The sequence below is a fragment of the Burkholderia metallica genome (assembly GCF_001718555.1).
Lineage (GTDB): Bacteria > Pseudomonadota > Gammaproteobacteria > Burkholderiales > Burkholderiaceae > Burkholderia > Burkholderia metallica.
The window spans coordinates 2,624,391-2,649,916 of sequence record NZ_CP013403.1 but is presented as its reverse complement, the minus strand read 5'-3'; the positions used below and the strand labels follow the sequence as shown (position 1 = coordinate 2,649,916).

Here is a 25,526-nt window from a genome sequence, read left to right as displayed (position 1 = left end):
CGTTCGCGTCATTCGCCGCCGTCGGCCGCCGCGTCGCCGCGCGCGGGAATCCGCAGGTTGCGCAGCTTGTGATAGAGCGTTTTCTTCGGCATCCCGAGCGCTTCGCTCGCCTCCGCGACGTTGCCGTTGTGACGCCGCAGCATGTCCTCGATCAGCATGCGCTCGAAATACGCGAGCTGTTCCGCCAGCGTGCCGGCCGCGGCCGGTGTGCCGCCGGACGATAGCAGGCTGTCGCCGGTCAGCCCGAGCACGAAGCGATCGGCCACGTTCTGCAGCTCGCGCACGTTGCCGGGCCACGCGTGCGTCATCAGTTCGGACACCTGCGCGGCCGTGACGACCGGCGCGGGCTGCCCGAAGCGCCGGGCGGCCGCGAGCACGAAATGCTCGAACAGCAGCGGCACGTCCTCGCGCCGCTCGCGCAGCGGCGGCAGCTCGATCTGCGCGACGTTCAGGCGATACAGCAGGTCGGCGCGAAAACGCCCGTCGGCCGCGAGTTCGGCGAGATCGGCTTTCGACGCGGCGACCACGCGGCAGTCGACCGGGATCAGCTCGTTCGCGCCGAGCCGTTCGACCACGCGTTCCTGCAGCACGCGCAGCATCTTGACCTGCAGCGGAACCGGCATCGTCTCGATCTCGTCGAGGAACAGCGTGCCGCCGTCCGCCCATTCGATCTTGCCGATGCGCTTCTTGATCGCGCCGGTGAACGCGCCGGCTTCGTGGCCGAACAGTTCGCTCTCGAACACCTGCTCGGGCAGGCCGCCGCAGTTCAGCGCGACGAAATGCGCGTCGCGCCGGCTGCCGAAGTCGTGCAGGCTGCGCGCGATCAGCTCCTTGCCGGTGCCCGTTTCGCCGGTGATCAGCACCGATACCGACGTATCGGCGAGGCGCAGGATCTTCTTGCGCACGTCCGCCATCGCGGGCGACTTGCCGAGCACGAACGCCTCGATGCCCTGCCAGTTGTTCAGCGCCGCGCGCAGGCCCTGCACTTCGAGCGTCAGGCGGCGTTTCTCGACCGCGCGCGCGACGCGCCCCGCGATCACGTCGGACGAAAACGGCTTCTCGATGAAGTCGTATGCGCCGACCTGCATCGCGCCGACGGCCGTCGAGATATCGGCATGGCCGCTGATCAGCACGACCGGGATCTGCGCGTCGATGGCCATCACGCGATCGAGCAGTTGCAGCCCGTCGATACCGGGCATCCGCACGTCCGACACGATCACCACCGGCGCGCCGGGCGCGACGTGGGCGAGCGCGTCGGCGGCCGACGCGAACGCGTCGACCGCGAAACCGGCGAGCGCCACCGCCTGCTCGACGCCGATCCGGACATTTTCATCGTCCTCGACGACCAGCACCCGAATCTCATCTTCCATGCTCTGTCCTTTGCAGCGTGGCCGCCGCGAATTCGATGGTGAACTGCGCGCCGCCTTCGTCGCGGTTCGTCGCGGCGATCTTCGCGCCGAACGCCTCGACGATGCGCGACGTGATCGCGAGGCCGAGCCCGAGGCCCTGGCCGCGCGGCTTGGTCGTGACGAACGGCTCGAACAGGTGCGGCAGCACGTCGGGCGCGATGCCCGCGCCGCTGTCGGCGACGGTGAAGCGCACGCGGCCCGCTTCGTCCGGCCCGGCGGCCTCGATGACGATGCGGCGCACGGGCGCGTCGTGCACCGCGTCGAGCGCATTGCCGAGCAGGTTCACGATCACCTGCTGCAACTGGCTCGACTCGGCCGACACGGCCGTGCCGGGCGCGATGTTCACGTCGAGCCGCACGCCTTCGTCGCGGATCCGCGCGTCGTAGATGAGCCGCGCATGCGCGACGGCTTCGTTCAACGACACCGCGACGCGCTCGACGTCGGGCTTGCGCGCGAACGTCTTCAGCTCGCCGGTGAGGACCGCCATCCCGTCGACGAGCTTGCCGATCCGTTCGAGATTGGCGAGCGCGGGCGCCGGCTGGCCGCGCTCGAAGAACGTGCGCGCGTTGTCGCACAGCGTGCGGATCGCGACGAGCGGCTGGTTCAGCTCGTGCGTGAGGCCGGCGGCCATCTGCCCGAGCACTGCGAGCTTGCCCGCATGCACGACTTCCTGCTGCGACGCGCGCAGCCGCTGCTCGGTGCGTTCGCGCTCGTCGATCTCGCGCTGCATCCGCTCGTTCGCGGCCGTCAGTGCGGCGGTGCGCTGCGCGACCGTCAGTTCGAGCCGGTCGTTCGCGCGGCGCAGCGCGTCCTGTGCCTTCAGCCGCGCGACGATCGCCCGGCGGCGCTGGATCGCGTAGCCGGCCAGCAGCGCGACGATCAGGAACGCGCCGGTGACGAAGATGAATGCCGTCTGCTGCTGGCGCCGCGCGCCCGCGATATCGAGCAGCACCATCAGCGAGTCGCCGGCCTGCGGCGCGGGGCGCGACATCACGAGATAGCGCGTGCTGCGGCCGGCGTGGTGCGGATCGGGAAAGGTGCCGAACCACGCGGCCGCGCCGCGGTCGCCGATGCGGCGGTACGGCAGTGCGTCGACCGTGCGGCCCGCGTATTGCCGCGACGCCTGGATGTCGCGCTGCTGCTGCGCGGTGATCGGGCGCAGCGCGGTGAATTTCCACGCGGGCTCGGTCGAGATCACGACCACGCCGTTGCCGTCGACGACCATCGCGGCGACGCCCGGCGCGCGCCATGCCGATTCGAGCGAATCGACGCTGATCTTCACGGCGGCCACGCCGATCGGCACGCCGTCGCTGCGCACCGCGCTCGCGAAGTAGACACCCGGCACACCGGTATTGGTGCCGATGCCGAAGAAGCGGCCGCTGCCGCGCGCGAGCGCGTCCTTGAAGTACGGCCGGTACGACACGTTGGTGCCGACGAAGCTGATCGTCTCGTTCCAGTTGCTGGCGGCGATCACGTCGCCCTGCAGGTCGATCACGTCGACCGCGCCGCTGCCCGCGTCGCGATTCACGGCTTCGAGGTAGGTGTTCACCGTATGCACGAGTGCGGGCGCATCGTGCGGCGCGGCTTTGAGCATCGTGCGCACGCCGTCCTGCCGCGCGACCAGGCCGGGCAGGATCTCGAAGCGGCCGAGCTCGCTCTTCAGGCTCGACGCATACAGGTCGAGCCGGTGCGCGCCGGCCTCCTCGAGCGCATCGATCGCGCGTTCCCACGCGAAATCGACGGCCGCGGCCGCGACGCACCCATACAGCACGGCGGCCGATGCCCAGCCCCACCACGGGATTCCCTTGAAGCTCTTCTGCACGTTCGCCCTCATCGAAGCCCGCAACCGCCCACCTGAAACGACGCCCGGAACGACGCGCGCCGCGCGCCGGCGAGGCCGGCGGCGGCGCGTGCGAAGCGGCCGGCGCGACGGGGCGCGCGGCGGCGCGTCATCCGAAGTGTGCGATCAGGATCAACGTGACCGTGACGACGATCGCGCCGCCGATCCGCGTCGCGATCTGCGCGAACGGCATCAGCTGCATCCGGTTCGCGGCGGTCAGGATCGCGACGTCGCCGGTGCCGCCTTGCCCGCTGTGGCAGGCGTTCACGATTGCGGTGTCGATAGGGTACATCTTCAGCAGGCGGCCGACCACGAAACCGGTGCCCATCAGCGTCGCGACGGTCGATACGATCGTGACGACGTTGACGATCGTGAACGCGGCGGTCAGCTTGTCCCACGGCGTCATCGCGACGCCGATCGCGAACAGCAGCGGATACGTGACGGCGGTCGAGAAGAACTTGTAGACGACGAACGCGCCTTCCTGCAGCGGCGGCGACACCGCGCGGGCAAGCTTCACGAGCACCGCGAGGAACAGCATCGCGACCGGCGCGGGCAGGCCGAACAGCTTGTGCGCCATCAGGCCGACCAGGTACAGCGTGATCGCGGTGATGCCGGCGCCCGCGATGTGCGAGACGTCGACGTGGCCGCGGATTTCCTCGTTCTCGGGCGTCATGTCGCCCGATTCGCCGACCTGCAGGCGGCCGTTGCCGGTCAGGTGCGGGAAGCGCTTGCCGAGCATGTCGAGCGCGCCCGACAGGATGATCGCGGTCAGGCTGCCGAGCATCACCGGCGGCAGCACCATCGCGAACATCTCGCCTTGCGGCAGGTGCATCAGTTCCGAATAGCCGATCGACAGCGGAATCGCGCCTTCGCCGACGCCGCCCGCCATGATCGGCACGACGATGTACAGCAGCGTGTGGCGCGCGCCGAGGCCGAGCGCAGTGCCGACCGCCGTGCCGACGATCGCGGCGGCGGCCGAGCCCGCCGCGAGCGGAATGAAGATCTTCAGGAAACCCTGGATCAGCACGCGGCGATCCATGCTCAGGATGCTGCCGACGATGATCGACGCGATGAACAGGTACAGGAAGTTGGTCGACTTCGTGAACTCGACCGTCAGGTTCAGCACCGGCTTCGGCAGCACGTGGTAGTAGGTGAGCGCCGACGGCACGAAGGTCGCGAAGATCGCGGCCGCGCCGATGTTGCGCAGCAGCGGCAGGCGCTTGCCGAGTTCCGCGCAGGTGAAGCCGAAGAACGCGAGCACCGCGATCGCCATCGAGATCTCGCCGGGCACCTTGCCGGTCACCGAGAAGCCGACGATCAGCGCGAGCAGGATGAAGTAGACGGGCAGCGGAATGATGCCGATGCGGATTTCCATCAGTTTCCACCAGCCCTCCGGCCAGAAGCGCTCGCGCGGGGGGGCGACGGTGCCGGAAACCGGCTCGGAACGGGGCGGGGTATGGATAGAGGTCTGCAAGACGTGTCTCCTGATGTTGGAATGCCTGCATGACTTCGCGGCATCGTGTGCCGCCTATTACGCAACCCTCGTGCCAGCATTCCGGACCTGCCGGAATATTTTCAACGCATTGATTTTTAAGGGATTTGTTTCGTATCAGGAAAGCTTCGGCCGACAGGATGGCCGAGATTTCGGAATTCGCCCCGCGCCCAGGCCGAGATTTCGGCCAGCCTGCCGGCCGGGCGCCGGTCGGGCCCCGCGGCCCCCGGCGGCGGCCCGCCATATCGCCGCGCGCGATTTTCTTCGCACAATCGCTTCGTAGACCGCCCCCGCGCCGCTCTCTATCATCGGCTGATCCTTTTCCGATGCGATGTCCCGTCCGGAGAACGCCCGCGCGTTCGCCGCGGCGTCGCGCATCCGTCGATACCGTCTTTGGACAGGAGAGTGGTTCCAATGCTGCATTCCGTTTTTTCCGCCCGCTTTTCCGCCGGCCGCGTCGCGCGCTTCATCGTCGCCGCGCTGCTCGGCGTTGCGCTGCTCGACGGCGCGCAAGCCGACACCGCGCCGCTGAAGGTCGGCATCTCGACCAGCCCGCAGATCGAAGCGCTCAAAGTCGCCGCGAAAGAGGCGAAGGCGCAGGGGCTCGACGTGAAGATCGTCGAGTTCACCGACTGGAATACGCCGAACGCGGCGCTCGCGAACAAGGACATCGACGTCAACTACTTCCAGCACATCCCGTTCCTCGAGAACGCGAACAAGCAGGGCGGCTACAACTTCGTGTCGATCGCGCCCGGCACGATCATGAAGATCGGCCTCTATTCGAAGAAGGTGAAAAGCTTCGCCGAGCTGAAGGACGGCGCGAAGGTCGCGATCGCGAACGACCCGGTGAACGGCGGGCGCGGGCTGTTGCTGCTGCAGCGCGCCGGGCTCATCACGCTGAAGCCGGGCGCCGACTACCGCGCGACGACGCACGACATCGTGTCGAACCCGAAGCACCTGAAGATCATTGCGCTCGAAGCATCGCAACTCGCGCGTTCGCTCGACGACGTCGATCTCGCGCAGGGCTACCCGAGCTTCATCAAGCTCGCCGGCACGACCGACCCGAACAGCGCGCTGCTGTTCGACGGCATCGAGAACAAGATCTTCGCGATCCAGTGGGTCGTGCGTCCGGACAGCGTGAACGATCCGCGCATTCGCAAGTTCATCGCGATCTACCAGCAGTCGCCGGCCGTGCGCCGTGCGCTCGACAACGCGTTCGGCTCGCTGTACGCGATCGCGTGGTGACGGAGGCGGCCATGACGACGGCGAACCGCAAGAAAATCCTGCTCAACGCGTTCAACATGAACTGCGTCGGGCACATCAACCACGGCCTGTGGACGCATCCGCGCGACCGCTCCGCGCACTACACCGATCTCGACTACTGGGCCGACCTCGCGAAGACGCTGGAGCGCGGCAAGTTCGACGGGATCTTCCTCGCGGACATCGTCGGCGTGTACGACGTGTTCGGCGGCGGGCCCGACGCCGCGCTGCGCGAATCGGTGCAGGTGCCCGTCAACGATCCGCTGCTGCTCGTGCCCGCGATGGCGCAGGTCACGCGGCATCTCGGCTTCGGCGTGACCGCGAACCTCACGTATGAACCGCCTTACCTGTTCGCGCGCCGCATGTCGACGCTCGATCATCTGACGAAAGGGCGCGTGGGCTGGAACATCGTCACCGGTTATCTCGACAGCGCCGCGCGCGGCATGGGCCTCGCGCAGCAGATCGGCCACGACGACCGCTACGAACGCGCGGACGACTACATGGACGTCGTCTACAAGCTGTGGGAGCAGAGCTGGGACGACGACGCGGTGATCCGCGATGCGCACGCGCGCGTGTTCGCGCAGCCGGGCAAGGTGCGGCGCGTGAAGCACGACGGGCCGTTCTATTCGATCGATGCGATTCATCTGAGCGAGCCGTCGCTGCAGCGCACGCCGGTGCTGTACCAGGCCGGCTCGTCGGCGCGCGGCGTCGCGTTCGCCGGCCGTCATGCGGAATGCGTGTTCGTGAACGGGCAGAGCAAGGCCGCGGCACGCGCGGCGGCGCTCGACATCCGCGCGGCCGCCGCCCGGCAGGGGCGCGACCCGGCGTCGATCCGGATCTTCGCGGGCGTGAGCGTCGTGACGGCCGAGACCGAGCGGCTCGCGCGCGAAAAGTTCGACGAATACCGGCGCTATGCGAGCCCCGAAGCCGGCCTCGCGCATTTCGCGAGCTCGACCGGCATCGACTTCGCGAAGTACGGCCTCGACGAGCCGATCTCGTACGTGAAGACCGATTCGATCCAGTCGGCCGTCGACGCGATCTCGCGCAAGAGCACGACCGGCACGTGGACCGTGCGCCGGATGCTCGAACAGATGTCGCTCGGCGGCCGCTATGCGCCGATCGTCGGCTCGCCGTCGCAGGTCGCGGACGAGCTGCAGTCGTGGATCGACGAGACCGGCATCGACGGCTTCAACCTGACGCGCACCGTGATGCCCGAGTCGTTCGAGGATTTCGTCGACTGGGTCGTGCCCGAGCTGCAGAACCGCGGCGTCTACAAGGAAGACTACGATCCGGCGCCGACGCTGCGCGAGAAGCTGTTCGGCGCGGGCCCGCGCCTGCCGGCGTGGCACACGGGCGCCCAGCACCGGCCGGGCGCCGCCGCGCACGCCGAATCCGCGCATCCCGCGCATGTCTGAACGTGACGGAGCGAAGCGATGACGCAATTGTTCGATACGCTGGGTTTCATCGAGACGTCGGCGGTACGTGCCGGCGCCGGGGCGACGGCGCATGACGAAGCGGCCGCATCGGCCGGATCGGCCGGCGGCGTCGCCGTGTCGCTGGAGCAGGTCGGCAAGGTGTTCGCGACGCCGCGCGGGCAGGCCGCCGCGCTGCGCGACGTGACGCTCGACGTGCGGCGCGGCGAGGTATTCGGGATCATCGGCCGCAGCGGCGCCGGGAAGTCGACGCTGCTCCGTCTCGTGAACGGCCTCGAACGGCCGAGTTCGGGCCGCGTGCGCGTGCAGGGCGTCGACGTCGGCGCGCTCGACGAGGACGGGCTCGTCGCGCTGCGCCGCCGCACCGGCATGGTGTTCCAGCATTTCAACCTGCTGTCCGCGAAGACGGTGTTCGAGAACGTCGCGCTGCCGCTGAAGATCGCCGGCGTGCCGAAAGCCGAACGCGTTCGCAAGGTCGAGGCGCTGCTGGAGCTCGTCGGGCTCGCCGCGAAGCGTGATGCGTACCCGGCCAGCCTGTCGGGCGGGCAGAAGCAGCGCGTCGGCATTGCCCGCGCGCTCGTGCACGATCCCGAGGTGCTGCTGTGCGACGAGGCGACATCGGCGCTCGATCCCGAGACGACGCAGTCGATTCTCGCGCTGCTCGCCGACATCAACCGCCGCCTCGGGCTGACGATCGTGCTGATCACGCACGAGATGGAAGTGATCCGCGCGGTGTGCGACACGGTCGCGGTGATCGAACAGGGCGAAGTCGTCGAAACCGGCCCGGTGTGGCGCGTGTTCGGCAACCCGCGCCACGGCGCGACGCGCGCGCTGCTCAGCACGCTCGTGCACGACCTGCCGGCCGAACTGGCCGCGCGCGTGCAGCCGCTGCCCGAGCAGTCCGCGTTGCCCGACGGCGCCCAGATCGTGCTCGACGTCCGCTATACGGGCGAGAGCGGCGGCGAGCCGGACGTCGGCGCGCTGGCTGCCGCGCTCGGCGGTTCGGTGCGGTTCCTGCACGGCGGGATCGAGCGCATCCAGGGGCATGCGCAAGGGCGGCTCGTGATCGCGGCCGCGCCGCGCGCGGATGACGCCGGCCACCCGCCGGCGCGGGGCGGTGCCGTCGCGGCGCTGCTCGAACGCGCGCGCCGCCACGCGAATCACGCGGAGGTGCTCGGCTATGTTTGACCTCTGGTGGCCCGAACTGCTCGACGCGATCCGCGACACGCTGTCGATGGTGGCCGCATCGGCCGCGATCGCCGCGCTGATCGGCATCCCGCTCGCGGTGGTCCTCGTGACGACCGCGCCCGGCGGCATCTACGCGCGGCACGGCGTGAACGCGGTGCTCGGCGCGCTCGTCAACGTGTTCCGCTCGACGCCGTTCATCATCCTGCTCGTCGCATTGCTGCCGTTCACGCGCCTGCTGATCGGCACGACGATCGGCGTGTGGGCGGCCGTCGTGCCGCTGTCGATCGCCGCGATCCCGTTCTTCGCGCGAATCGCCGAAGTGAGCCTGCGCGAAGTCGATCGCGGACTGATCGAAGCCGCGCTCGCGATGGGCGCGAAGCGCCGCCACATCGTCTGGCACGTGCTGCTGCCCGAAGCGCTGCCGGGCATGCTCGGCGGCTTCACCATTACCGTCGTCGCGCTGATCGGCTCGACCGCGATGGCGGGCGCCGTCGGCGCGGGCGGCCTCGGCGATCTCGCGATCCGCTACGGCTATCAGCGCTTCGACACCACCGTCATGGCGACCGTGATCGTGATCCTGATCGCGCTCGTCTCGGCCGTGCAAATCACGGGCGACCGCCTGGTCCGACGCGTGACCCGGCGTACCTGAGCGACGCCACGAGCGTCCGCTCGCTTCATTCATGATCCTGAGAGAACGAACCCTATGAGCTTGCCCATCGGCGCGCCGCGCGAATGGAACGGAGAATTCGAGGAAGCGCTGTTTCTCGACGTGGCGCGACGCCATCGTCCCGGCTTCCCGGCCAAGCTGGCCACCCCGCCGCGCGAGCCGCGCAACGACGACGAACTGGCCGCCGTCGCCGACTACTACACGAAGATGGCGTCGCACGACCTGTTCATCGTGCAGGTCGTCGCGAAGGCGATCGATACGCTGTTTCGCGACGATCCGCATTTCCAGCTGATCCTGTCGCGCCAGCTCGGCGACGACGGCGCGCACGCGGTGATCGGCCGCGAACGCGTAACGGAACTGACGGGGCGCGACCCGCTGCCCGAAATCGACCGGCTCGTCGCCGCGCACTGGGCGCGCATCGGCGACATCGCGGTGCGCGACGTCGCGGGTTTTCTCGCGTTCGAATGGCACTACGAACTGCACATCCTCGCGAAGCTGTGGATCCAGCGCAAGACCGGCCGCATCGGCGATTCCGCGATGCGCGAGCACGGCGAGAACCGGATCCGGCCGGACGAGGAGTGGCATCGCGTGCAGATCGTCCAGTGGTGGTTCGACACGTTGAAGGCGCTGCCGGCCGCCGAGCGCGAAGCGCTGATCGATCGCGTGATCGCGGCCGACGAGGAAACGCAGGTGCGGCTCGACGGTTATCTGCACGACGAGTACGCGCATACCGCGCACGTGTTCGGCGCGGATATCGCTGAATACCGCGCGATCTACGACGACTGGCGGCGCGAGATCCTGTCGCGGCTGACCGGCCGCCGGCTCGGCGCGCTCGTGCCGCTGTCGGGCGAAGCGGTTGCGCGGGAAGCCGTCGTTCAGGAAACCGTCGTGCAGGAATCGGAAGCATGAACGATCTGCGCGGCCCGGCGACCTTCGCGCCGGAATCCGATACGCCCGCCTTCGACCGCGCGGCGCTTTCGCGCGCGATCGACGCGCTGCGCGCCACGGCCGCTGCACGCGACCGCGCCGGCGGTCATGCGGCGCAGGAGAAGCAATGGCTCGCCGACGCGGGCCTGCTGACGCTCGCGGTGCCGCGCGCATTCGGCGGGCAGGAAGCCGCATGGCCCGAGATCTACGATGCGATCCGCCGGATCGCACGCGTGGACAGCGCGCTCGCGCATCTCGTCGGGTTCCAGTGCCTGCAGGTGGTGAGCGTCGACGTGTGGGGCAGCGACGCGCAGCGCGAACGCTATCTGCGCGGCACGGTCGAGCGGCAATGGTGGTGGGGCAATGCGGTCAATCCGCTCGATACGCGGCTCGTGGCCACCGCGACGCCCGACGGCGGCTACCGGCTCGACGGCGTGAAGGGCTTCTGTTCGGGCACGCGCGGCTCGCAGCGGATGACGGTGTCCGCGCACGATCCGGCTACCGGCCGCACCGTGTTCGGCGTGGTGCCGACCGATCGCGCGGGGATCACGGTCGCCGAAGACTGGGACCCGATCGGCCAGCGCCAGACCGACAGCGGCAGCGTGCGCTTCGACGGCGTGACGCTCGCGCCGGACGAGGTGCTGCACCGTTCCGAGGCGCCGCCGACGCCGCGCGCGACGCTGCGCACGCTCGTGTCGCAGCTCGTGCTCACGAACCTGTTCGTCGGGCTCGCGGAAGGCGCGCTGGCCGAAGCGCGCGACTATGTGCTGAAGCACGGCCGGCCGTGGATCCATGCGGAAGTCGCGCAGGCGAGCGACGATCCGTACACGCTGCAGCGCTTCGGCGACATGCGCGTGCGGGCGATCGCCGCGGCGGCGCTGGCCGATCGCGCGGCTGCCGCGTTGCAGCGTGCGTGGGCGCGGCAGGATGCGCTGACGGCCGACGAGCGCGCCGAGGCGGCGCTCGCGGTGTCGGAGGCGAAGATCGTCGCGCAGCGCGCGGCGCTCGAGAACGGCGAGGCGCTGTTCGACGCGTGCGGCGCACGCGCGACGGCCGCGTCGCTCGGCCTCGACCGCTTCTGGCGCAACGCGCGCACGCATACGCTGCACGATCCGCTCGACTACCGGCTGCGCGACGTGGGCCGGTTCGCGTTGACCGGGGAATTGCCGCAGGCGTCGCTTTATACGTAACGGATCGACACCGGAGCGGACATGGCCCGCTCCGGACAAAACCCGCGGCCGGCTGGACGTTCGGAATGATATGTTATATCGTTGCGATACAATATATCATTCTCTCCTCAACGTCCTCTTCCGGAATCGCCCGATGAGTACCGCACTCCATCCGTCCACGCGGCTTCCCGTGACCGTCCTGTCCGGCTTCCTCGGCGCCGGCAAGACGACGCTGCTCAACCACATCCTCAACAATCGCGAGGGCCGGCGCGTCGCGGTCATCGTCAACGACATGTCCGAGGTCAACATCGACGCCGCGCTCGTGCGCGACGGCGGCGCGGGGCTGTCGCGCACCGACGAGAAGCTCGTCGAGATGAGCAACGGCTGCATCTGCTGCACGCTGCGCGAGGATCTGCTGATCGAGGTCGACCGGCTCGCGCGCGAAGGGCGCTTCGACCAGCTCGTGATCGAGTCCACCGGCATCTCGGAGCCGCTGCCGGTGGCCGAGACGTTCACGTTCGAAGGCGAGGACGGCCGCAGTCTCGGCGAAGTCGCGCGCCTCGACACGATGGTGACGGTGGTCGACGCGTTCAATTTCCTGCGCGACTACGCGTCGCGCGACAGCCTGCAGTCGCGCGGCGAATCGATGGGCGACGAGGATGCGCGCACGGTGGTCGATCTGCTGATCGACCAGATCGAGTTCTGCGACGTGATCGTGATCAACAAGATCGACCTGATCGACGCCGGCGCGCGCGAGCGGCTGGTCGCGCTGCTGCGCGGGCTGAATCCGCGTGCGCGGATCGAGATCGCCGAATTTGGCAAGGTGCCGCTCGAGCGCGTGCTCGACACCGGCCTGTTCGACTTCGACGAAGCGTCGCGCGCGCCGGGCTGGCTGCAGGAGATGCGCGGCACGCACACGCCCGAGACCGACGAATACGGCATCCGCAGCTTCGTCTACCGCGCGCGGCGGCCGTTTCATCCGCAGCGTTTCTTCGATCTCGTCGAAAGCGAATGGCCGGGCGTCGTCCGCTCGAAAGGATTCTTCTGGCTCGCCACGCATCCGACCATTGCCGGGTCGTGGTCGCAGGCCGGCGCGGTCGCGCGGCACGGGCCGGTCGGCCACTGGTGGGCGGCGGTGCCGCCCGAGCGCTGGCCGCAGGACCCGGAAGCCGTCGCGCAGATCCGCGCGCGCTGGGACGAACACGTCGGCGATGCGCGGCAGGAGCTCGTGCTGATCGGCATGGACATGGACGAGCCCGCGCTGCGCGCGCGCTTCGACGCGTGTCTGCTGACCGACGCCGAGATGGCCACCGGCCCCGATCACTGGACCACGTGGGACAACCCGTTTCGCGACTGGTCCTGACCTGAACGCGCGCTTCCTGCATCGATCCGGATGGAGAAGGCGCTCCACCGGATTCCGAGCATGAATGCAGCGCTTCCCGATATTTCTCTCACCGACGTCGCACCGGGCCGCCGCCCGCTCGACTGGGTCGGCATGCAGGGCATCGACCTGCCCGTCGCGGTGGCCGAGCCCGGCTGCCGGCGCGACGTGCATGCGCGCGCCGACGTGCAGGTCGATCTGCCCGCGCCGGATGCGAAAGGCATCCACATGTCGCGGCTGTACCGGCTGCTCGACGGGCTCGGCGACGGCACCGCGCTGTCGCCGGCCGGCCTTCGGCGTGTGCTGCACGCGATGGTCGACAGCCACCGCGACTGCGACACGCGCAGTGCGCGGCTGCGGCTGCGCTTCGATTTGCTCGCGCGTCGCGCGGCGCTGGTGACCGACGGGCTGGCCGGGTGGAAGGCCTATCCGGTCCGGATCGACGCGACGTTGACGGGCGTCGGGTTCGAGCTGCGCGCGCAGGTGACGGCCGTCTATTCGTCGACGTGCCCGTGCTCGGCCGCGCTGTCGCGGCACTGGGTCGAACAGGCGTTCCTCGCGGCGTTCGGCCGCGACGAGCGCGTCGAGCCGGCGGCGGTCGCCGCGTGGCTGAAACGGCATGCGACGGCGGCCACGCCGCATAGCCAGCGCAGCGAGGCCGTCGTCAGCGTGGCGTTGCCCGCCGATGGCGCGACGCTGGGGCTGATCGACCTGATCGATCGCATCGAGTACGCGCTCGGCACGCCGGTGCAGACGGCCGTCAAGCGCGCGGACGAGCAGGCGTTCGCGGTGCTGAACGGCGAAAACCTGATGTTCGTCGAGGATGCCGCGCGCCGGGTCCAGGCCGCGCTGGACGGCCGCCACGCGGACCCGCGCGTGCACGTGCGCCATCTGGAAAGCCTGCATCCGCACGATGCGGTGGCCTGGGCCGCGCCGGTTCGCGAAGGTGCTGACGCGTGCTGATCCGCAAGCTGTTCCGGTTCGAGAACGCGCATGTCGTGCGCGGCTGCAGCACGCGGCGCTGCTCGCATTCGATCCACGGCCATTCGTACCGCGTCGAGCTGCTGCTCGAAGCGCATGCGCTGGATCACGGGCAGATGATCTACGACTTCGGGCTGCTCAAGGGCGACGTGCGCGAGCTGATCGACGCGTTCGACCATGCAGTGACGCTGTGGTCGGATGACGATCCTGACTATCTCGACAGCATGCGCCGGCATTCCGAGCGCTGGGTGCTGCTGCCCGTGTCGCCGAGCGCCGAGCAGTTCTCGCGCGTGTTCTTTCGCCTCGTCGATGCGGCGCTGTCGTGCACCCGCATGGCGAACGGCGAAGGCGACGTACGGCTGCATTCGGTCATCGTTCACGAGACCGAGACCGGCTACGCGCAGTGCTTTCGCGACGATGCGTTCAACCCGCGCATGGGCCGCATCGACCTGGACGCGATCGTGTTCGCGCCGGCCATCGCCGAACAGTGGCGCGATCCGGGCATGTTCGAACGGATCAGGCGCGGCCGTCCCATTTCAACGCAGGAATCCTGATGATCAGAAAGAACCCGCGCGGCGACCTGCCGCAGATTCACCCGAGCGCCTTCGTCGATCCGACCGCCATTCTGTGCGGGCTCGTGATCGTCGAGGAGAACGTGTTCATCGGCCCGTACGCGGTGATCCGCGCCGACGAAACGGACGCCGGCGGTCAGATCGCACCGATCGTGATCGGTGCGCATTCGAATATCCAGGACGGTGTGGTGATCCATTCGAAGTCGGGCGCGAGCGTGACCATCGGCCAGCACACGTCGATCGCGCATCGCGCGATCGTCCACGGGCCGTGCAAGGTCGGCAACGGCGTGTTCGTCGGCTTCAACAGCGTGCTGTTCAACTGCACGATCGACGACGGCTGCGTGGTGCGCTACAACGCGGTCGTCGACGGCTGCCATCTGCCGCCGGGCTTCTACGTGCGTTCGACCGAGCGCATCGGGCCGGAAACCGATCTGGCCGCGTTGCCGCAGGTGACGGCCGACGCGAGCGATTTCTCCGAAGATGTTGCACGCACGAACAACGCGCTGGTGCTGGGTTACAAGCACATCCAGAACGAGTTCTGAATCATGGGCGAGCCGATTCGACGTGAAGGGCGCGCGAGCGACGCGCTGAAACGACGTCACGCCGACCTGCTCGTGTGCGGCGGCACGGCGATGACGCCCAACGGCGCGGAGCGGATCGACATCGCGTGCGTGGACGGCCGCGTCGTCGCGCTGGGCGCGCTGCACGGCACCTGGAGCGCCGATGTCCTGCTGAATGCCGGCGGCCTGCATGTGCTGCCGGGCGTCGTCGACAGCCAGGTGCATTTCCGCGAGCCTGGTCTCACGCACAAGGAGACCATCGAGGCCGGTACACGCGGCGCAGTGCTCGGCGGCGTCACGACGATCTTCGAGATGCCGAACACGCATCCGCTGACGCTGAACGCGGAGGATCTGCAGGCGAAGCTGGATCTCGCGCGCGGCCGTGCGTGGTGCGACTACGCGTTCTACATCGGCGGTTCGGCCGCGAACGCCGAGCGGTTGCCGGCGCTCGAAAACCTGCCGGGCTGCGCGGGCGTGAAGGTCTTCATGGGCAGCTCGTTCGGCGATCTGCTGGCCGACGACGAAGCCGTGTTGCGCCGGATCGTGCGCAACGGGCGGCGACGCATGGCCGTCCACGCGGAGGACGAGGCGCGGCTGCGCGAGCGCCGCGCGCTCGTCGACGCGAGCGGCGACGTGCGCGATCATCCTCGCTGGCGCGACGAGGAAAGCGCGCTGGCCGCGACGCGGCGCATCGTCGGGCTGGCTGCCGAGACGGGGCGGCGGCTGCATGTGCTGCACGTGTCGACCGCGCAGGAAATGGCGTTCCTCGAGCGGCACCGGCATCGCGTGACGGTCGAGGTCACGCCGCATCACCTGAGCCTATCCGCGCCCGATTGCTACGAACGGCTCGGCACGTTCGCGCAGATGAATCCGCCAGTGCGCGAGCGGCATCATCAGGATGCACTGTGGCAGGCCGTTCGCGACGGCGTGGTCGACGTGATCGGCAGCGATCACGCGCCGCATACGCGCGACGAAAAGCGCCGCCCGTATCCGCAGTCGCCGAGCGGGATGACCGGTGTGCAGACGCTGCTGCCGCTGATGCTCGATCACGTGCATGCTGGGCGCCTGAGCCTCGAACGGCTGGTCGACCTGACCAGCGCCGGGCCGGCGCGCATCTTCGGCATCGAGGGGAAGGGGCGCATCGCGATCGGCTACGACGCGGATTTCAGCATCGTCGACCTGCACGCGCGGCGGATCATCCGCGACGAATGGATCGCCAGCGTGAGCGGCTGGACGCCTTACGACGGCTGCGCGGTGACGGGCTGGCCCGTGCATACGGTCGTGCGCGGGCAGGTCGTCGTGCGCGACGGTGTGTTGAACGGCGAGCCGGCGGGGCAGCCTGTCACGTTTCTGGATGCCTAGATCGGCAGGCGCACCGTCTGCTTGATGCGCTTCAGCGGAATCTCGGTTTCGACGTTGCGTACGCCTTCGATCTGCGTGAGCGTTTCCATCTGGAAGCGCTGATAGTCGTCGAGATCCCGCGCGATCACGCGCAGCAGGTAATCGTAGCTGCCGGCCATCAGGTGGCATTCGAGGACTTCGGGCGCCTGCTCCATTTCGCGTGCGAAGCGCTCGACCGTCTTCTTGTCCTGGCGCTCCAGCGTGACACGCACGAACGCCGTGAACCTCAGGTCGACGGCGGCGGGGTTCAGCAGTGCGACATAGGCGTCGATCACGCCCTGCTCTTCAAGCAGGTGAACGCGGCGCAGGCAAGGCGTGGCCGAGAGTCCGGCCTGTTGCGCGAGTTCGGCGTTCGTCTGGTTCGAATTCTGTTGCAACGCGCGCAGAATGCGCCGGTCGATCGCGTCCAGTTTGGTTGGCATTTTTCACTACCATCAATGCAGATGCTAGAGAATAGCTCTAAATTCGGCATTTCGAATAGCCAAACACGCATCCAATCTCCACCGCAACGCGCCGATAATCTGACGACCGGCCGGCCTGTGCGATGCGCGCGATTCCCGTTCCGGCCGTCCCCTTCAGGAGATCTCCCATGCTGCACGTATCCTGGCTGCCGTTCATCGCCACGTCCCTTCTGATCATCGTCACGCCGGGCCAGGACATGGTGCTCGTGATGTCGCGCACGCTGTCCGGCGGCACGCGCGCCGGCCTCGTGACGGCGGCGGGCGTCAGCGTCGGGCTGCTCGTGCACACGATGCTCGCGACGCTCGGGCTGGGTGCACTTCTTCAGGCATCCGAATGGTTGTTCACCGCGCTGAAGGTGGTCGGCGCGCTGTACCTGCTGTATCTCGGCATCACGCTGCTGCGTTCGTCGGGCGAGCTCACGCTCGCAAGCAGCCGCGGCGCGCCGGAATCGCGGTTGCGCACGATCGCGCAAGGCGCGCTGTCCAACGTGTCGAATCCGAAGGTTGCGCTCTTCTACCTGGCGTTCCTGCCGCAGTTCGTTCCCGCGGGCGCCGCGCATCCGATGCTGTCGCTGTTCGTGCTGGGCGCGACGTTCGCCGGCCTGACGTTTCTCGTCAAGGGGCCGGTCGCGCTGTTCGCCGGCCTGCTGTCGGCGTCGATCCGCCGTAACCCGCGCATCCTGACCCGCATGCACCGCGTCAGCGGTGTGGTTCTGCTGGCGCTTGGCGTCAAGCTGGCGTTCGAGCGCCGCTGATGGCAGTCATTGCGCCGGCAACGCGTCCGCCAGCGCCCGCATCGCGTCCACCGTCTCCGGGTTCGCCGGAAAGAACGCCTCGATCGCGAGTTCCGACAGCGTCACGTCGACGGGCGTGCCGAACACCGTCGTCGTGCTGAAGAACGTCAGTTCGCCGGCTGCCGTGCGCAGCCGCAGCGGCACGGCGATTTCCGCGAAGTCGGTGCGGGCATGCGTGTCGTCGGGCTGGCCGGCCGGCGCCGGATACGCGGCGAGTTCGTCGCGCAGCGTGTGCAGCGTGCGGTCGCCGCTCGCATCGATCTGCCGCTGCAGCCGATGCAGGATGTGCGCGCGCCATTCGTGCCAGTTGACGATCTGCGGCGCGAGGCCGTCCGGATGCAGGCTCAGCCGCAGCACGTTGACGGGCGCCTGAAGCAGCGCGGGGGCGGCCTGCGCGACCAGCGCGCCGAGCATCCGGTTCGCGGCGAGCAGCGTCCAGTGACGGTCCACCGCAAGCGCCGGATACGGCTCGTGGCCGCGCAGCACGGCTTCGACCGCATGGCGCGCGGCATCGAGTTGCGGGTCCGAAAACGGCCGTTCGCGAAACAGCGGCGCGAAGCCGGCCGCGACGAGCAGCGCATTGCGCTCGCGCAGCGGCACGTCGAGGCGTTCCGCGAGATGCAGCACCATCTCGCGACTCGGCTGCGCACGGCCCGATTCGACGAAGCTCAGGTGGCGCGCGGACACGTCCGCATCGAGCGCGAGCGCCATCTGGCTCAGGCGCCGGCGTTGCCGCCACGTGCGCAGCAGCGGGCCGATACCGGACGGGCGGCCGGCGGACGGGGCGGGTGAATGGAGGGCGGCGGTCGGGTTCATGGTGCAGATGATAGGCAATCCCGCGCGCGTTGGGCATTACCTGCGACGTAAGCATCGCGCCGTTGCCGGGCGCGTCGCGGCGCTGCGTTACCATAGCTCCCGTGCCAACTGAGAGACGCTGCCGGACCCGCGATCGAAAACGCCCGGGCCGGTGCCGTGCATATTTGCGACAAGGCATTCCAGGGGAATCCAACAATGAAAAAAACAGCCGTCCGGCTCGCCTGCGTGGCGACGCTTGCATTCGCCGTGACCACCGGCCACGCGCAGACCGAAGCCGCGCAGGTGGAAATGCGCGCCGCCGCCGCGGCCGCCAACGACGCGGTCGTGAAGGGCCCGACCGACATCGACGTGAAACACGAAGCCGTGCTGAAGCTGAAAGCCGGCGAATCGTTCGTGCCGGCCGCGGAGGCCGGCCGCTACCTGCGCTCGATGGGCAACTCGATCGACGAAACGAAGCTGGTCGGCCTCGTGCTGCCCGACGATCCGGACGCCGACTGGATCTCGGTCGTGTCGTTCGAGCCGAGCGGCTATATCCGCGACGACGATGCGAAGGACTGGAAGCCCGACGACCTGCTGAAGAGCCTGCAGGCCGGCACCGAGGAAAACAACCCGGCGCGCAAGGAGCGCGGCCTGCCCGAAACCGAGGTGGTCGGCTGGGCAAAGGCGCCCGCGTACGACGCGGCCACGCACCGGCTCGTGTGGTCCGCGATCATCCGCGAGAAGGGGGCGGCGCCGAACGCCGGGAACGACGGCGTGAATTACCGGACGCTCGTGCTCGGCCGCGACGGCTACCTGTCGCTGACGATGGCGTCGACGCTCGCCGACCTGCCGAAATACCAAGGGGCCGCCGACGAGCTGCTGTCGAACATCCGCTTCAACGACGGCAAGCGCTACGCCGATTTCAACCAGTCGACCGACCACGTCGCCGAGTATGGCCTCGCGGCGCTGATCGTCGGCGTCGGCGCGAAGAAGCTCGGCCTGCTCGCGCTGATCGGCGCGTTCGCGGTGAAGTTCTTCAAGGTCGGCGCGGTCGCGCTGCTGGCCGGCGGCGCCGCGCTGAAGCGCTTCTTCGGGCGCAAGCAGAAGGCGGCCGCGGTGCCGGCCGTCGCCGACGCGTCCGATGCATCCGTCGTGGAGCGCAAGGAATGACGAAGCTGCTGCTGCTGATCTTCGGCGGCCTCAAGCTCGGCAAGGTGCTCGTGTCGGCGGGCACCATGCTGGCATCGATCGCGGTCTACGCGGTGTTCTACGGCTGGCGGTTCGCGGCCGGTTTCGTCGCGCTGCTGCTGGTGCACGAGGCCGGTCACTACATCGCCGCGCAACGGCGCGGGCTCGACGTCGGGCTGCCGACCTTCATCCCGTTCGTCGGCGCGTGGATCCAGTTGAAGGAGATGCCGCACGACGCGGAAACCGAGGCGTACGTCGGGCTCGCCGGGCCGTTCGTCGGCACGCTCGGTGCGCTCGCCTGCTACGCGGCCGCGCGCCACGGCGACAGCAACCTGCTGCTCGCGCTGTCGTACACGGGCTTCTTCCTGAACCTGTTCAACATGATCCCGCTGTCGCCGTTCGACGGCGGCCGGATCACCGCGGTGCTGTCGCCGCGCATCTGGTTCGCGGGCGTGCCGGTGCTGATCGCGCTGTTCGTCTATCGGCCGAGCCCGCTGCTGATCGTGATGGCGATCCTCGCGCTGCCGCAGCTGAAACGCGCATGGCGCTACGATCCCGACGCGCCGGAGAACCGCGTGTACTACGCGACGTCGATCGAGACGAAGACGACGTACGCGCTCTGCTACGTCGGCCTGCTCGCGTTCCTCGCATTGATGACGTCGGGCGTGCACGACATGCTGCGCGTCGCGCATTCGTCGACCTGACGTCGGAGCGAGGTAAAAAAACGGCGGCCGCTCGTTACGCGGCCGCCGTTTTTTGCACGCTTCCCGCCGGTGCTACGCGTCGCGATGACGCAGTTCGACGCGCTTGATGTCCTTCACGATCACGAGATAGCTGAACACGGTGACGAGCGCGTTCAGCCCGACGAACACGAGCGCGCCGTTGAACGAGCCGCTCGCGCCGACGAGGTAGCCGATCGCGATCGGTGCGACGATGCCGGCCGTGTTGCCGAACATGTTGAACAGGCTGCCCGACAGGCCGATCGCTTCCTTCGGCGCGGTATCGGCGACGACGGCCCAGCCGAGCGAGCCGATTCCCTTGCCGAAGAACGACACGGCCATCAGCACGATCACCAGCACTTCGCTGTCGACGTAATTGCAGCCGATGATCACCATCGACAGCGCCATCCCGCCGACGATCGGGATCTTGCGCGCGAGCGTGAGCGACACGCCGCGGCGAATCAGCCCGTCCGACAGCATCCCGCCGAGCACGCCGCCGAGGAACCCGCAGATCGCGGGCAGCGACGTCATGAAGCCGGCCTTCAGCAGCGACATCCCGCGCGCCTGCACCAGATAGATCGGGAACCACGTGAGGAAGAAGTAGGTGAGCACGTTCACGCAGTACTGGCCGAGGTACACGCCGATCAGCATCCGGTTCGACAGCAGCTGGCGCACGTAGTACCAGCCGGCCACGCGGCTGCCCTCCGAGCGTGAGCCGTTGCTGCCGCGCGCGGCGGTGGCGGAGCGCACCAGGCCGCCGCCCTGCTCGATGTGCTCGAGTTCCGCGCGGTTCACGGCCGGATGGTCGGCCGGGTCCTTCACGACGCGCAGCCACAGGAACGCGAGCGCGATGCCGGCCAGGCCGAGCCACAGGTACACGTGGTGCCAGCCGTACGCATGCGTGAGCCACGCCATCAGCGGCGAGAACACGACGGCCGCGAAGTATTGCGCGGCGTTGAAGATCGCCGACGCGGTACCGCGCTCGGCGGTCGGGAACCAGCTCGCGACGACCTTCGCGTTCGCCGGAAACGCGGGCGCCTCGGCGATGCCGACCGCGAAGCGCATCGCGAACAGCGCGGCGACCGCGAACGCGGCGCTGCCGCCGAGGCCGATCGTGCTTTGCAGCAGCGTGAACGCCGACCACAGGAAGATGCTGGCCGCATACACGCGCCGCGCGCCGAAACGGTCGAGCAGCCAGCCGCTCGGCAGTTGCGCGAGCACGTACGCCCAGCTGAACGCCGAGAAGATGTAGCCCATCGTCACCGGATCGATGCCGAACGCCTGGCGGATCGGCGTGCCGGTGATCGACAGCGTCGCGCGATCCGCATAGTTGAGCGTCGTGACGACGAACAGCATCGCCAGGATCCAGTAGCGCACGGCGGTCCGGCGCGCGGTGCGCGCTAGATCGAGCGGAAGGTCGCGAGGGGAGGTCTGATTGGTCACTTTAAACGTACGTCGTCGTATGACATGGCTGAAAGTTTATTGTTAATACGTGGATTGAGATACCTCGGGTTTTCCCTTTGCAGATCGCGTCACAGTGTGGGAATGTCGCGATTTTGTGGCGCGGGAAAGGCGCTTGAAGGTATCGTCGACGCCCTCGCAGGCGGCGAAAATGATGCGACGTTGTCGGCAGACATCGTATCTGTTGAGCTACAATGAGCCATTCATTCCCGAACCACGGAGCACACCCCATGCAACTGACAGGAGAGATGCTGATCGGCGCCGACGCGGTGGCCGGCTCGGCCGGCACCTTGCGCGCGTTCGATCCGACGAAGGGCGCGCCGATCGACGTGCCGGCGTTCGGCATCGCGACGCAGGCCGACGTCGAGCGCGCATGCGAACTCGCCCGCGACGCGTTCGACGCGTACCGCACGCAGCCGCTCGCGGCCCGCGCGGCGTTTCTCGAAGCGATCGCCGATGAAATCGTCGCGCTCGGCGACGCGCTGATCGAGCGCGCGCACGCCGAAACGGGCCTGCCCGTCGCGCGGCTGCAGGGCGAGCGCGGCCGCACCGTCGGCCAGCTGCGGCTGTTCGCGCGCGTCGTGCGCGACGGGCGCTTCCTCGCCGCGTCGATCGACCCCGCGCAGCCGGCTCGCACGCCGCTGCCGCGTTCGGATCTGCGTCTGCAAAAAGTCGCGCTCGGGCCCGTCGCCGTGTTCGGCGCGAGCAATTTCCCGCTCGCGTTCTCGGTGGCCGGCGGCGATACCGCGTCGGCGCTTGCAGCGGGCTGCCCGGTGATCGTGAAGGCGCACGAGGCGCACCTCGGCACGTCCGAGCTGGTCGGCCGCGCGATTCGCGCGGCGGTCGCGAAAACCGGCATGCCGGCCGGCGTGTTCTCGCTGCTGGTCGGCCCCGGCCGCGTGATCGGCGGGGCGCTCGTCAGCCATCCGGCGGTCCAGGCCGTCGGCTTCACGGGCTCGCGGCAGGGCGGGATGGCGCTCGTGCAGCTCGCGAATGCGCGTGCGCAGCCGATTCCCGTCTACGCGGAAATGAGCAGCATCAACCCCGTCGTGCTGTTCCCGGCGGCGCTCGCCGCGCGCGGCGACGCGATCGCGACGGGCTTCGTCGATTCGCTGACGCTCGGCGTCGGCCAGTTCTGTACCAACCCTGGCCTCGTGCTCGCGATCGACGGCCCCGATCTCGACCGCTTCGAAACCGTCGCCGCGCAGGCGCTCGCGAAGAAGCCGGCCGGCGTGATGCTCACGCCCGGCATCGCCGATGCGTATCGCAGCGGCCGCGGCAAGCTGGCCGAACTGCCGGGCGTGCGTGAAATCGGGGCGGGCGAAGCCGCGCAGACCGACTGCCAGGCCGGCGGCGCGCTGTACGAAGTCGGCGCGCAAGCGTTCCTCGCCGAGCCGGCGTTCGGCCACGAGATATTCGGGCCGGCGTCGCTGATCGTGCGTTGCCGCGATCTCGACGAAGTCGCGCGCGTGCTCGACGCGCTCGAAGGCCAGCTGACGGCCACATTGCAGATGGACGCCGACGACAAGCCGCTCGCGCGCCGGCTGCTGCCGATCCTCGAACGCAAGGCCGGCCGTTTGCTCGTGAACGGTTACCCGACCGGCGTCGAGGTGTGCGACGCGATGGTGCACGGCGGCCCGTTCCCGGCGACGTCGAACCCGGCCGTCACGTCCGTCGGCGCGACCGCGATCGACCGTTTCCTGCGGCCCGTGTGCTATCAGGACTTCCCGGACGACCTGCTGCCGGAGGCGCTGCAGGAACGCAATCCGCTCGCGATTCCGCGGCTGCGGGACGGCAACGCGGAGTGACGTGAAGTAACTGTTGGAGACAGTGTCCCGGAAGGGGCGCGTTCCGGCACGTTGGAAGACGGCGGCGGGGCTCATGGGCCCCGCCGCCGTTTTTATTGCGCCGGCTTTCGTGCCCGGTTGCGCCAAGTCGGTGAGCGGGTGTTGTGCAACGAGCTGCACGCGCTGCGCTGCCGCGACGGCGCCGTCCCGGCTTTCCTGTTGCCGGCGTTTCTTCTACAGTAGCGAAGCCTCGGGCCGTTCGGCCCCGCAGGCGAGCCTGAGAGACGCACAAGACCAACAAGGAACCATCCGATGAATATCAGCAAGCGTGGCGACCACCTGTTCGCGGCGGGGTTGTGGAAAGCGATCGGCGACGTCGCGAAATCGGTCCGTACCCAGATCGGCCAGTACAGCGAAGGGCGCGTTCTGGCCGACGCGCTGTTCGCGCTGCAGCGCGAACTGGGCGGCAGCGAGTTCGACGTGACGATCAACCAGGGGCGGCCCGTCGCGGGCGCCGATCCGCATTCGTTGATCTTCGGCAGGGCCGTCGAGCGCTTCCGGTACGACATGGAGGCGGTGGTGTTCGCGCTGAAGCACCGCCGCAGCATCGACGGGCCCAACGGTGCGCAGCGCACCGACGCGCTCACGCAGGCCAACGCGCATCTTGCGACCGCGAAGCAGTACGCGATGTTTACGGTCGGGCGGTTCTTCGATGCGGTCGTCGATCGCGACGTGCTCGAACAGATCGTCGGCGCCGAGTCGCCGGCGCGCGGCCGGCCGGTCGCGGCACGCAAGGGGATCGACGAGACGCAGCGTGCGCTCGCCAGCGTGCGCCAGCGGATCATCGGCGCGATCGCGCAGATGTAACGGAATGGCCGCACCGGCTCGTCGAGCCGTGCGGCCATTGCGCGATACGGATACGAAAGGGGCCGGCCGCGGCGCCGATGAAGGCCCCGCGCCGCCGGCGAGCCTTGCTTACTGCGGGCCCATCTTCTTGATCAGCACGTCGAGCTCGGCCGCTTCTTCGTCGGTGAGGTCGATCAGCGGCGCACGCACCGGGCCCGCGTCGTGGCCGACGAGCTTCGCGCCCGCCTTCACGATGCTGACCGCATAGCCCGCGCGGCGATTGCGGATCTTCAGGTACGGCAGGAAGAACTCGTCGATCAGGCGGCCGACGGTCGCGTGGTCGTCCTTCGCGATCGCTTCGTAGAACGCCATCGCCGTCTTCGGGATGAAGTTGAACACGGCCGACGAGTACACCGGCACGCCGAGCGCCTTGTACGCGGCTGCATAGACTTCGGCCGTCGGCAGGCCGCCGAGGTACGCGAAGCGGTCGCCGAGGCGGCGGCGGATCGTCACCATGCTTTCGATTTCGCCGACACCGTCCTTGAAGCCGATCAGGTTCGGGCAACGGTCGGCGAGGCGCTCGAGCATGTCCGCATTCAGCTTCGAATTCGCGCGGTTGTACACCACCACGCCGATCTTCAGCGCGCGGCACACCTGCTCGACGTGCTCGGCGATCCCTTCCTGGCTCGCTTCGGTCAGGTAGTGCGGCATCAGCAGCACGCCGCTCGCGCCGAGGCGCTCGGCCTCCTGCGCATATTCGATCGCGACGCGCGTGGCGCCGCCCGCGCCGGCGAGGATCGGCACCTTGCCCTTGCAGGTTTCCGTCGCGACGCGGATCACGTCCGAATACTCGCGCTGCGTGAGGGAGAAGAATTCACCGGTGCCGCCGGCCGCGAACAGCGCGCTCGCGCCGTACGGAGCCAGCCATTCCAGGCGCTCGGCATAGGTGGACGGGCGGAAGCTGCCGTCGGCGTCGAAATCCGTCAGCGGAAACGACAGCAGGCCGTGGGAAATGATCTGTTTGAGTTCTTGCGGTGAGGTCATGGTTGGGTCGTCCGTCTAGCGCGACTGCTGGGTTCGTCGGGAACGGCATGCGAGCCATAGTGGCGATGTCGTTGTATGTCATCGTACAACGAGGGAACAGATGACGCAAGCGCCTTGCCCGTCGATAGATAGTAGGGTCTTTCCGGATAAG

The 25,526-nt window shown here is 68.6% G+C and carries 23 protein-coding genes; 16 read left to right on the top strand and 7 right to left on the bottom strand.

Features of this window, described 5'->3' with window-relative positions:
- Positions 1-8: 8 nt before the first annotated feature.
- The 3 genes from WJ16_RS31235 to WJ16_RS31225 form a co-directional block, all read right to left on the bottom strand.
- Positions 9-1,370 (bottom strand): sigma-54-dependent transcriptional regulator, encoded by a 1,362-nt coding sequence (locus WJ16_RS31235; protein WP_069260810.1) that lies wholly within the window; start codon positions 1,368-1,370, stop codon positions 9-11.
- Entirely contained in the window at positions 1,360-3,243 is a 1,884-nt protein-coding gene (locus WJ16_RS31230) for a sensor histidine kinase (RefSeq protein ID WP_069260809.1), read from the bottom strand. The genes WJ16_RS31235 and WJ16_RS31230 overlap by 11 nt, the downstream gene beginning before the upstream one ends.
- Before the next feature lie 115 nt (positions 3,244-3,358).
- Positions 3,359-4,723: a 2-hydroxycarboxylate transporter family protein gene (locus WJ16_RS31225; protein ID WP_069260808.1), complete on the bottom strand. Its 1,365-nt coding sequence runs from the start codon at positions 4,721-4,723 to the stop codon at positions 3,359-3,361.
- A gap of 432 nt (positions 4,724-5,155) precedes the next feature.
- Between WJ16_RS31225 and WJ16_RS31220 the strand changes: the two genes are divergently transcribed.
- From WJ16_RS31220 to WJ16_RS31170, 11 genes are all read left to right on the top strand, one after another.
- A complete protein-coding gene (locus WJ16_RS31220; protein WP_069260807.1) occupies positions 5,156-5,986 on the top strand; it encodes a MetQ/NlpA family ABC transporter substrate-binding protein in 831 nt (276 codons plus the stop codon).
- A gap of 11 nt (positions 5,987-5,997) precedes the next feature.
- Entirely contained in the window at positions 5,998-7,416 is a 1,419-nt protein-coding gene (locus WJ16_RS31215; RefSeq protein WP_069260806.1) for an LLM class flavin-dependent oxidoreductase, read from the top strand.
- 18 nt (positions 7,417-7,434) lie between these two features.
- Entirely contained in the window at positions 7,435-8,622 is a 1,188-nt protein-coding gene (locus tag WJ16_RS31210) for a methionine ABC transporter ATP-binding protein (RefSeq protein WP_069260805.1), read from the top strand.
- The gene (locus WJ16_RS31205) at positions 8,615-9,271 is read left to right on the top strand and encodes a methionine ABC transporter permease (protein WP_069260804.1); all 657 of its coding nucleotides are present in this window, start codon (positions 8,615-8,617) and stop codon (positions 9,269-9,271) included. Before WJ16_RS31210 ends, WJ16_RS31205 begins: the two co-directional genes overlap by 8 nt.
- Positions 9,272-9,325: 54 nt before the next feature.
- A complete protein-coding gene (locus tag WJ16_RS31200) occupies positions 9,326-10,198 on the top strand; it encodes a hypothetical protein (protein ID WP_069260803.1) in 873 nt (290 codons plus the stop codon).
- On the top strand, positions 10,195-11,406 hold the full coding sequence (locus WJ16_RS31195; RefSeq protein WP_069260802.1) for an acyl-CoA dehydrogenase family protein: 1,212 nt from the start codon (positions 10,195-10,197) through the stop codon (positions 11,404-11,406). Before WJ16_RS31200 ends, WJ16_RS31195 begins: the two co-directional genes overlap by 4 nt.
- A 133-nt stretch (positions 11,407-11,539) precedes the next feature.
- Positions 11,540-12,748, top strand: coding sequence for a zinc metallochaperone GTPase ZigA (zigA, locus tag WJ16_RS31190; RefSeq protein ID WP_174921602.1), 1,209 nt, complete (start codon positions 11,540-11,542; stop codon positions 12,746-12,748).
- Positions 12,749-12,808: 60 nt separating this feature from the next.
- A complete protein-coding gene (gene folE2, locus WJ16_RS31185) occupies positions 12,809-13,729 on the top strand; it encodes a GTP cyclohydrolase FolE2 (RefSeq protein ID WP_069261243.1) in 921 nt (306 codons plus the stop codon).
- Positions 13,723-14,301: a 6-pyruvoyl trahydropterin synthase family protein gene (locus WJ16_RS31180; protein WP_069260800.1), complete on the top strand. Its 579-nt coding sequence runs from the start codon at positions 13,723-13,725 to the stop codon at positions 14,299-14,301. Before folE2 ends, WJ16_RS31180 begins: the two co-directional genes overlap by 7 nt.
- Positions 14,301-14,861 (top strand): gamma carbonic anhydrase family protein, encoded by a 561-nt coding sequence (locus WJ16_RS31175; RefSeq protein WP_069260799.1) that lies wholly within the window; start codon positions 14,301-14,303, stop codon positions 14,859-14,861. The genes WJ16_RS31180 and WJ16_RS31175 overlap by 1 nt, the downstream gene beginning before the upstream one ends.
- A 3-nt stretch (positions 14,862-14,864) precedes the next feature.
- Positions 14,865-16,241: a dihydroorotase gene (locus WJ16_RS31170; protein WP_069260798.1), complete on the top strand. Its 1,377-nt coding sequence runs from the start codon at positions 14,865-14,867 to the stop codon at positions 16,239-16,241.
- On the opposite strand, the gene WJ16_RS31165 is transcribed toward WJ16_RS31170, so the two are convergent.
- Positions 16,238-16,702, bottom strand: a complete 465-nt coding sequence (locus tag WJ16_RS31165; protein ID WP_048245841.1) for an Lrp/AsnC family transcriptional regulator — start codon at positions 16,700-16,702, stop codon at positions 16,238-16,240. The genes WJ16_RS31170 and WJ16_RS31165 overlap by 4 nt on opposite strands.
- Positions 16,703-16,869: 167 nt before the next feature.
- Between WJ16_RS31165 and WJ16_RS31160 the strand changes: the two genes are divergently transcribed.
- On the top strand, positions 16,870-17,496 hold the full coding sequence (locus WJ16_RS31160; protein ID WP_069260797.1) for a LysE family translocator: 627 nt from the start codon (positions 16,870-16,872) through the stop codon (positions 17,494-17,496).
- Positions 17,497-17,502: 6 nt separating this feature from the next.
- On the opposite strand, the gene WJ16_RS31155 is transcribed toward WJ16_RS31160, so the two are convergent.
- Positions 17,503-18,351, bottom strand: a complete 849-nt coding sequence (locus tag WJ16_RS31155) for a helix-turn-helix domain-containing protein (RefSeq protein WP_069260796.1) — start codon at positions 18,349-18,351, stop codon at positions 17,503-17,505.
- A gap of 195 nt (positions 18,352-18,546) precedes the next feature.
- Between WJ16_RS31155 and WJ16_RS31150 the strand changes: the two genes are divergently transcribed.
- Entirely contained in the window at positions 18,547-19,500 is a 954-nt protein-coding gene (locus tag WJ16_RS31150) for a DUF2167 domain-containing protein (protein ID WP_069260795.1), read from the top strand.
- Complete coding sequence (locus tag WJ16_RS31145) at positions 19,497-20,222, top strand: site-2 protease family protein (protein ID WP_069260794.1); 726 nt, start codon at positions 19,497-19,499, stop codon at positions 20,220-20,222. Before WJ16_RS31150 ends, WJ16_RS31145 begins: the two co-directional genes overlap by 4 nt.
- 72 nt (positions 20,223-20,294) lie before the next feature.
- Here WJ16_RS31145 and WJ16_RS31140 read toward each other — a convergent pair whose 3' ends face one another.
- The gene (locus tag WJ16_RS31140; RefSeq protein ID WP_069260793.1) at positions 20,295-21,680 is read right to left on the bottom strand and encodes an MFS transporter; all 1,386 of its coding nucleotides are present in this window, start codon (positions 21,678-21,680) and stop codon (positions 20,295-20,297) included.
- Between the two features lie 248 nt (positions 21,681-21,928).
- Here WJ16_RS31140 and WJ16_RS31135 point away from each other — a divergent pair, with 248 nt between their 5' ends.
- The gene (locus WJ16_RS31135) at positions 21,929-23,506 is read left to right on the top strand and encodes an aldehyde dehydrogenase (NADP(+)) (protein ID WP_069260792.1); all 1,578 of its coding nucleotides are present in this window, start codon (positions 21,929-21,931) and stop codon (positions 23,504-23,506) included.
- 291 nt (positions 23,507-23,797) lie between these two features.
- On the top strand, positions 23,798-24,352 hold the full coding sequence (locus tag WJ16_RS31130; RefSeq protein ID WP_069260791.1) for a hypothetical protein: 555 nt from the start codon (positions 23,798-23,800) through the stop codon (positions 24,350-24,352).
- A 108-nt stretch (positions 24,353-24,460) separates the two neighbouring features.
- On the opposite strand, the gene kdgD is transcribed toward WJ16_RS31130, so the two are convergent.
- Positions 24,461-25,375 carry a 5-dehydro-4-deoxyglucarate dehydratase gene (gene kdgD / locus WJ16_RS31125; protein ID WP_069260790.1) on the bottom strand — a complete coding sequence of 305 codons (915 nt, stop codon included), beginning with the start codon at positions 25,373-25,375 and terminating at the stop codon, positions 24,461-24,463.
- Between the last annotated feature and the right edge of the window lie 151 nt (positions 25,376-25,526).

Excerpts from the sequence above, each read along its gene's own strand:
- WJ16_RS31235 (WP_069260810.1), bottom strand. The coding sequence starts at position 1,370 with ATGGAAGATGAGATTCGGGTGCTGGTCGTCGAGGACGATGAAAATGTC.
- WJ16_RS31230 (WP_069260809.1), bottom strand. The coding sequence starts at position 3,243 with ATGAGGGCGAACGTGCAGAAGAGCTTCAAGGGAATCCCGTGGTGGGGC.
- WJ16_RS31220 (WP_069260807.1), top strand. The coding sequence starts at position 5,156 with ATGCTGCATTCCGTTTTTTCCGCCCGCTTTTCCGCCGGCCGCGTCGCG.
- WJ16_RS31215 (WP_069260806.1), top strand. The coding sequence starts at position 5,998 with ATGACGACGGCGAACCGCAAGAAAATCCTGCTCAACGCGTTCAACATG.
- WJ16_RS31210 (WP_069260805.1), top strand. The coding sequence starts at position 7,435 with ATGACGCAATTGTTCGATACGCTGGGTTTCATCGAGACGTCGGCGGTA.
- WJ16_RS31205 (WP_069260804.1), top strand. The coding sequence starts at position 8,615 with ATGTTTGACCTCTGGTGGCCCGAACTGCTCGACGCGATCCGCGACACG.
- WJ16_RS31200 (WP_069260803.1), top strand. The coding sequence starts at position 9,326 with ATGAGCTTGCCCATCGGCGCGCCGCGCGAATGGAACGGAGAATTCGAG.
- WJ16_RS31195 (WP_069260802.1), top strand. The coding sequence starts at position 10,195 with ATGAACGATCTGCGCGGCCCGGCGACCTTCGCGCCGGAATCCGATACG.
- zigA (WP_174921602.1), top strand. The coding sequence starts at position 11,540 with ATGAGTACCGCACTCCATCCGTCCACGCGGCTTCCCGTGACCGTCCTG.
- folE2 (WP_069261243.1), top strand. The coding sequence starts at position 12,809 with ATGAATGCAGCGCTTCCCGATATTTCTCTCACCGACGTCGCACCGGGC.
- WJ16_RS31175 (WP_069260799.1), top strand. The coding sequence starts at position 14,301 with ATGATCAGAAAGAACCCGCGCGGCGACCTGCCGCAGATTCACCCGAGC.
- WJ16_RS31170 (WP_069260798.1), top strand. The coding sequence starts at position 14,865 with ATGGGCGAGCCGATTCGACGTGAAGGGCGCGCGAGCGACGCGCTGAAA.
- WJ16_RS31165 (WP_048245841.1), bottom strand. The coding sequence starts at position 16,702 with ATGCCAACCAAACTGGACGCGATCGACCGGCGCATTCTGCGCGCGTTG.
- WJ16_RS31160 (WP_069260797.1), top strand. The coding sequence starts at position 16,870 with ATGCTGCACGTATCCTGGCTGCCGTTCATCGCCACGTCCCTTCTGATC.
- WJ16_RS31155 (WP_069260796.1), bottom strand. The coding sequence starts at position 18,351 with ATGAACCCGACCGCCGCCCTCCATTCACCCGCCCCGTCCGCCGGCCGC.
- WJ16_RS31150 (WP_069260795.1), top strand. The coding sequence starts at position 18,547 with ATGAAAAAAACAGCCGTCCGGCTCGCCTGCGTGGCGACGCTTGCATTC.
- WJ16_RS31145 (WP_069260794.1), top strand. The coding sequence starts at position 19,497 with ATGACGAAGCTGCTGCTGCTGATCTTCGGCGGCCTCAAGCTCGGCAAG.
- WJ16_RS31135 (WP_069260792.1), top strand. The coding sequence starts at position 21,929 with ATGCAACTGACAGGAGAGATGCTGATCGGCGCCGACGCGGTGGCCGGC.
- WJ16_RS31130 (WP_069260791.1), top strand. The coding sequence starts at position 23,798 with ATGAATATCAGCAAGCGTGGCGACCACCTGTTCGCGGCGGGGTTGTGG.
- kdgD (WP_069260790.1), bottom strand. The coding sequence starts at position 25,375 with ATGACCTCACCGCAAGAACTCAAACAGATCATTTCCCACGGCCTGCTG.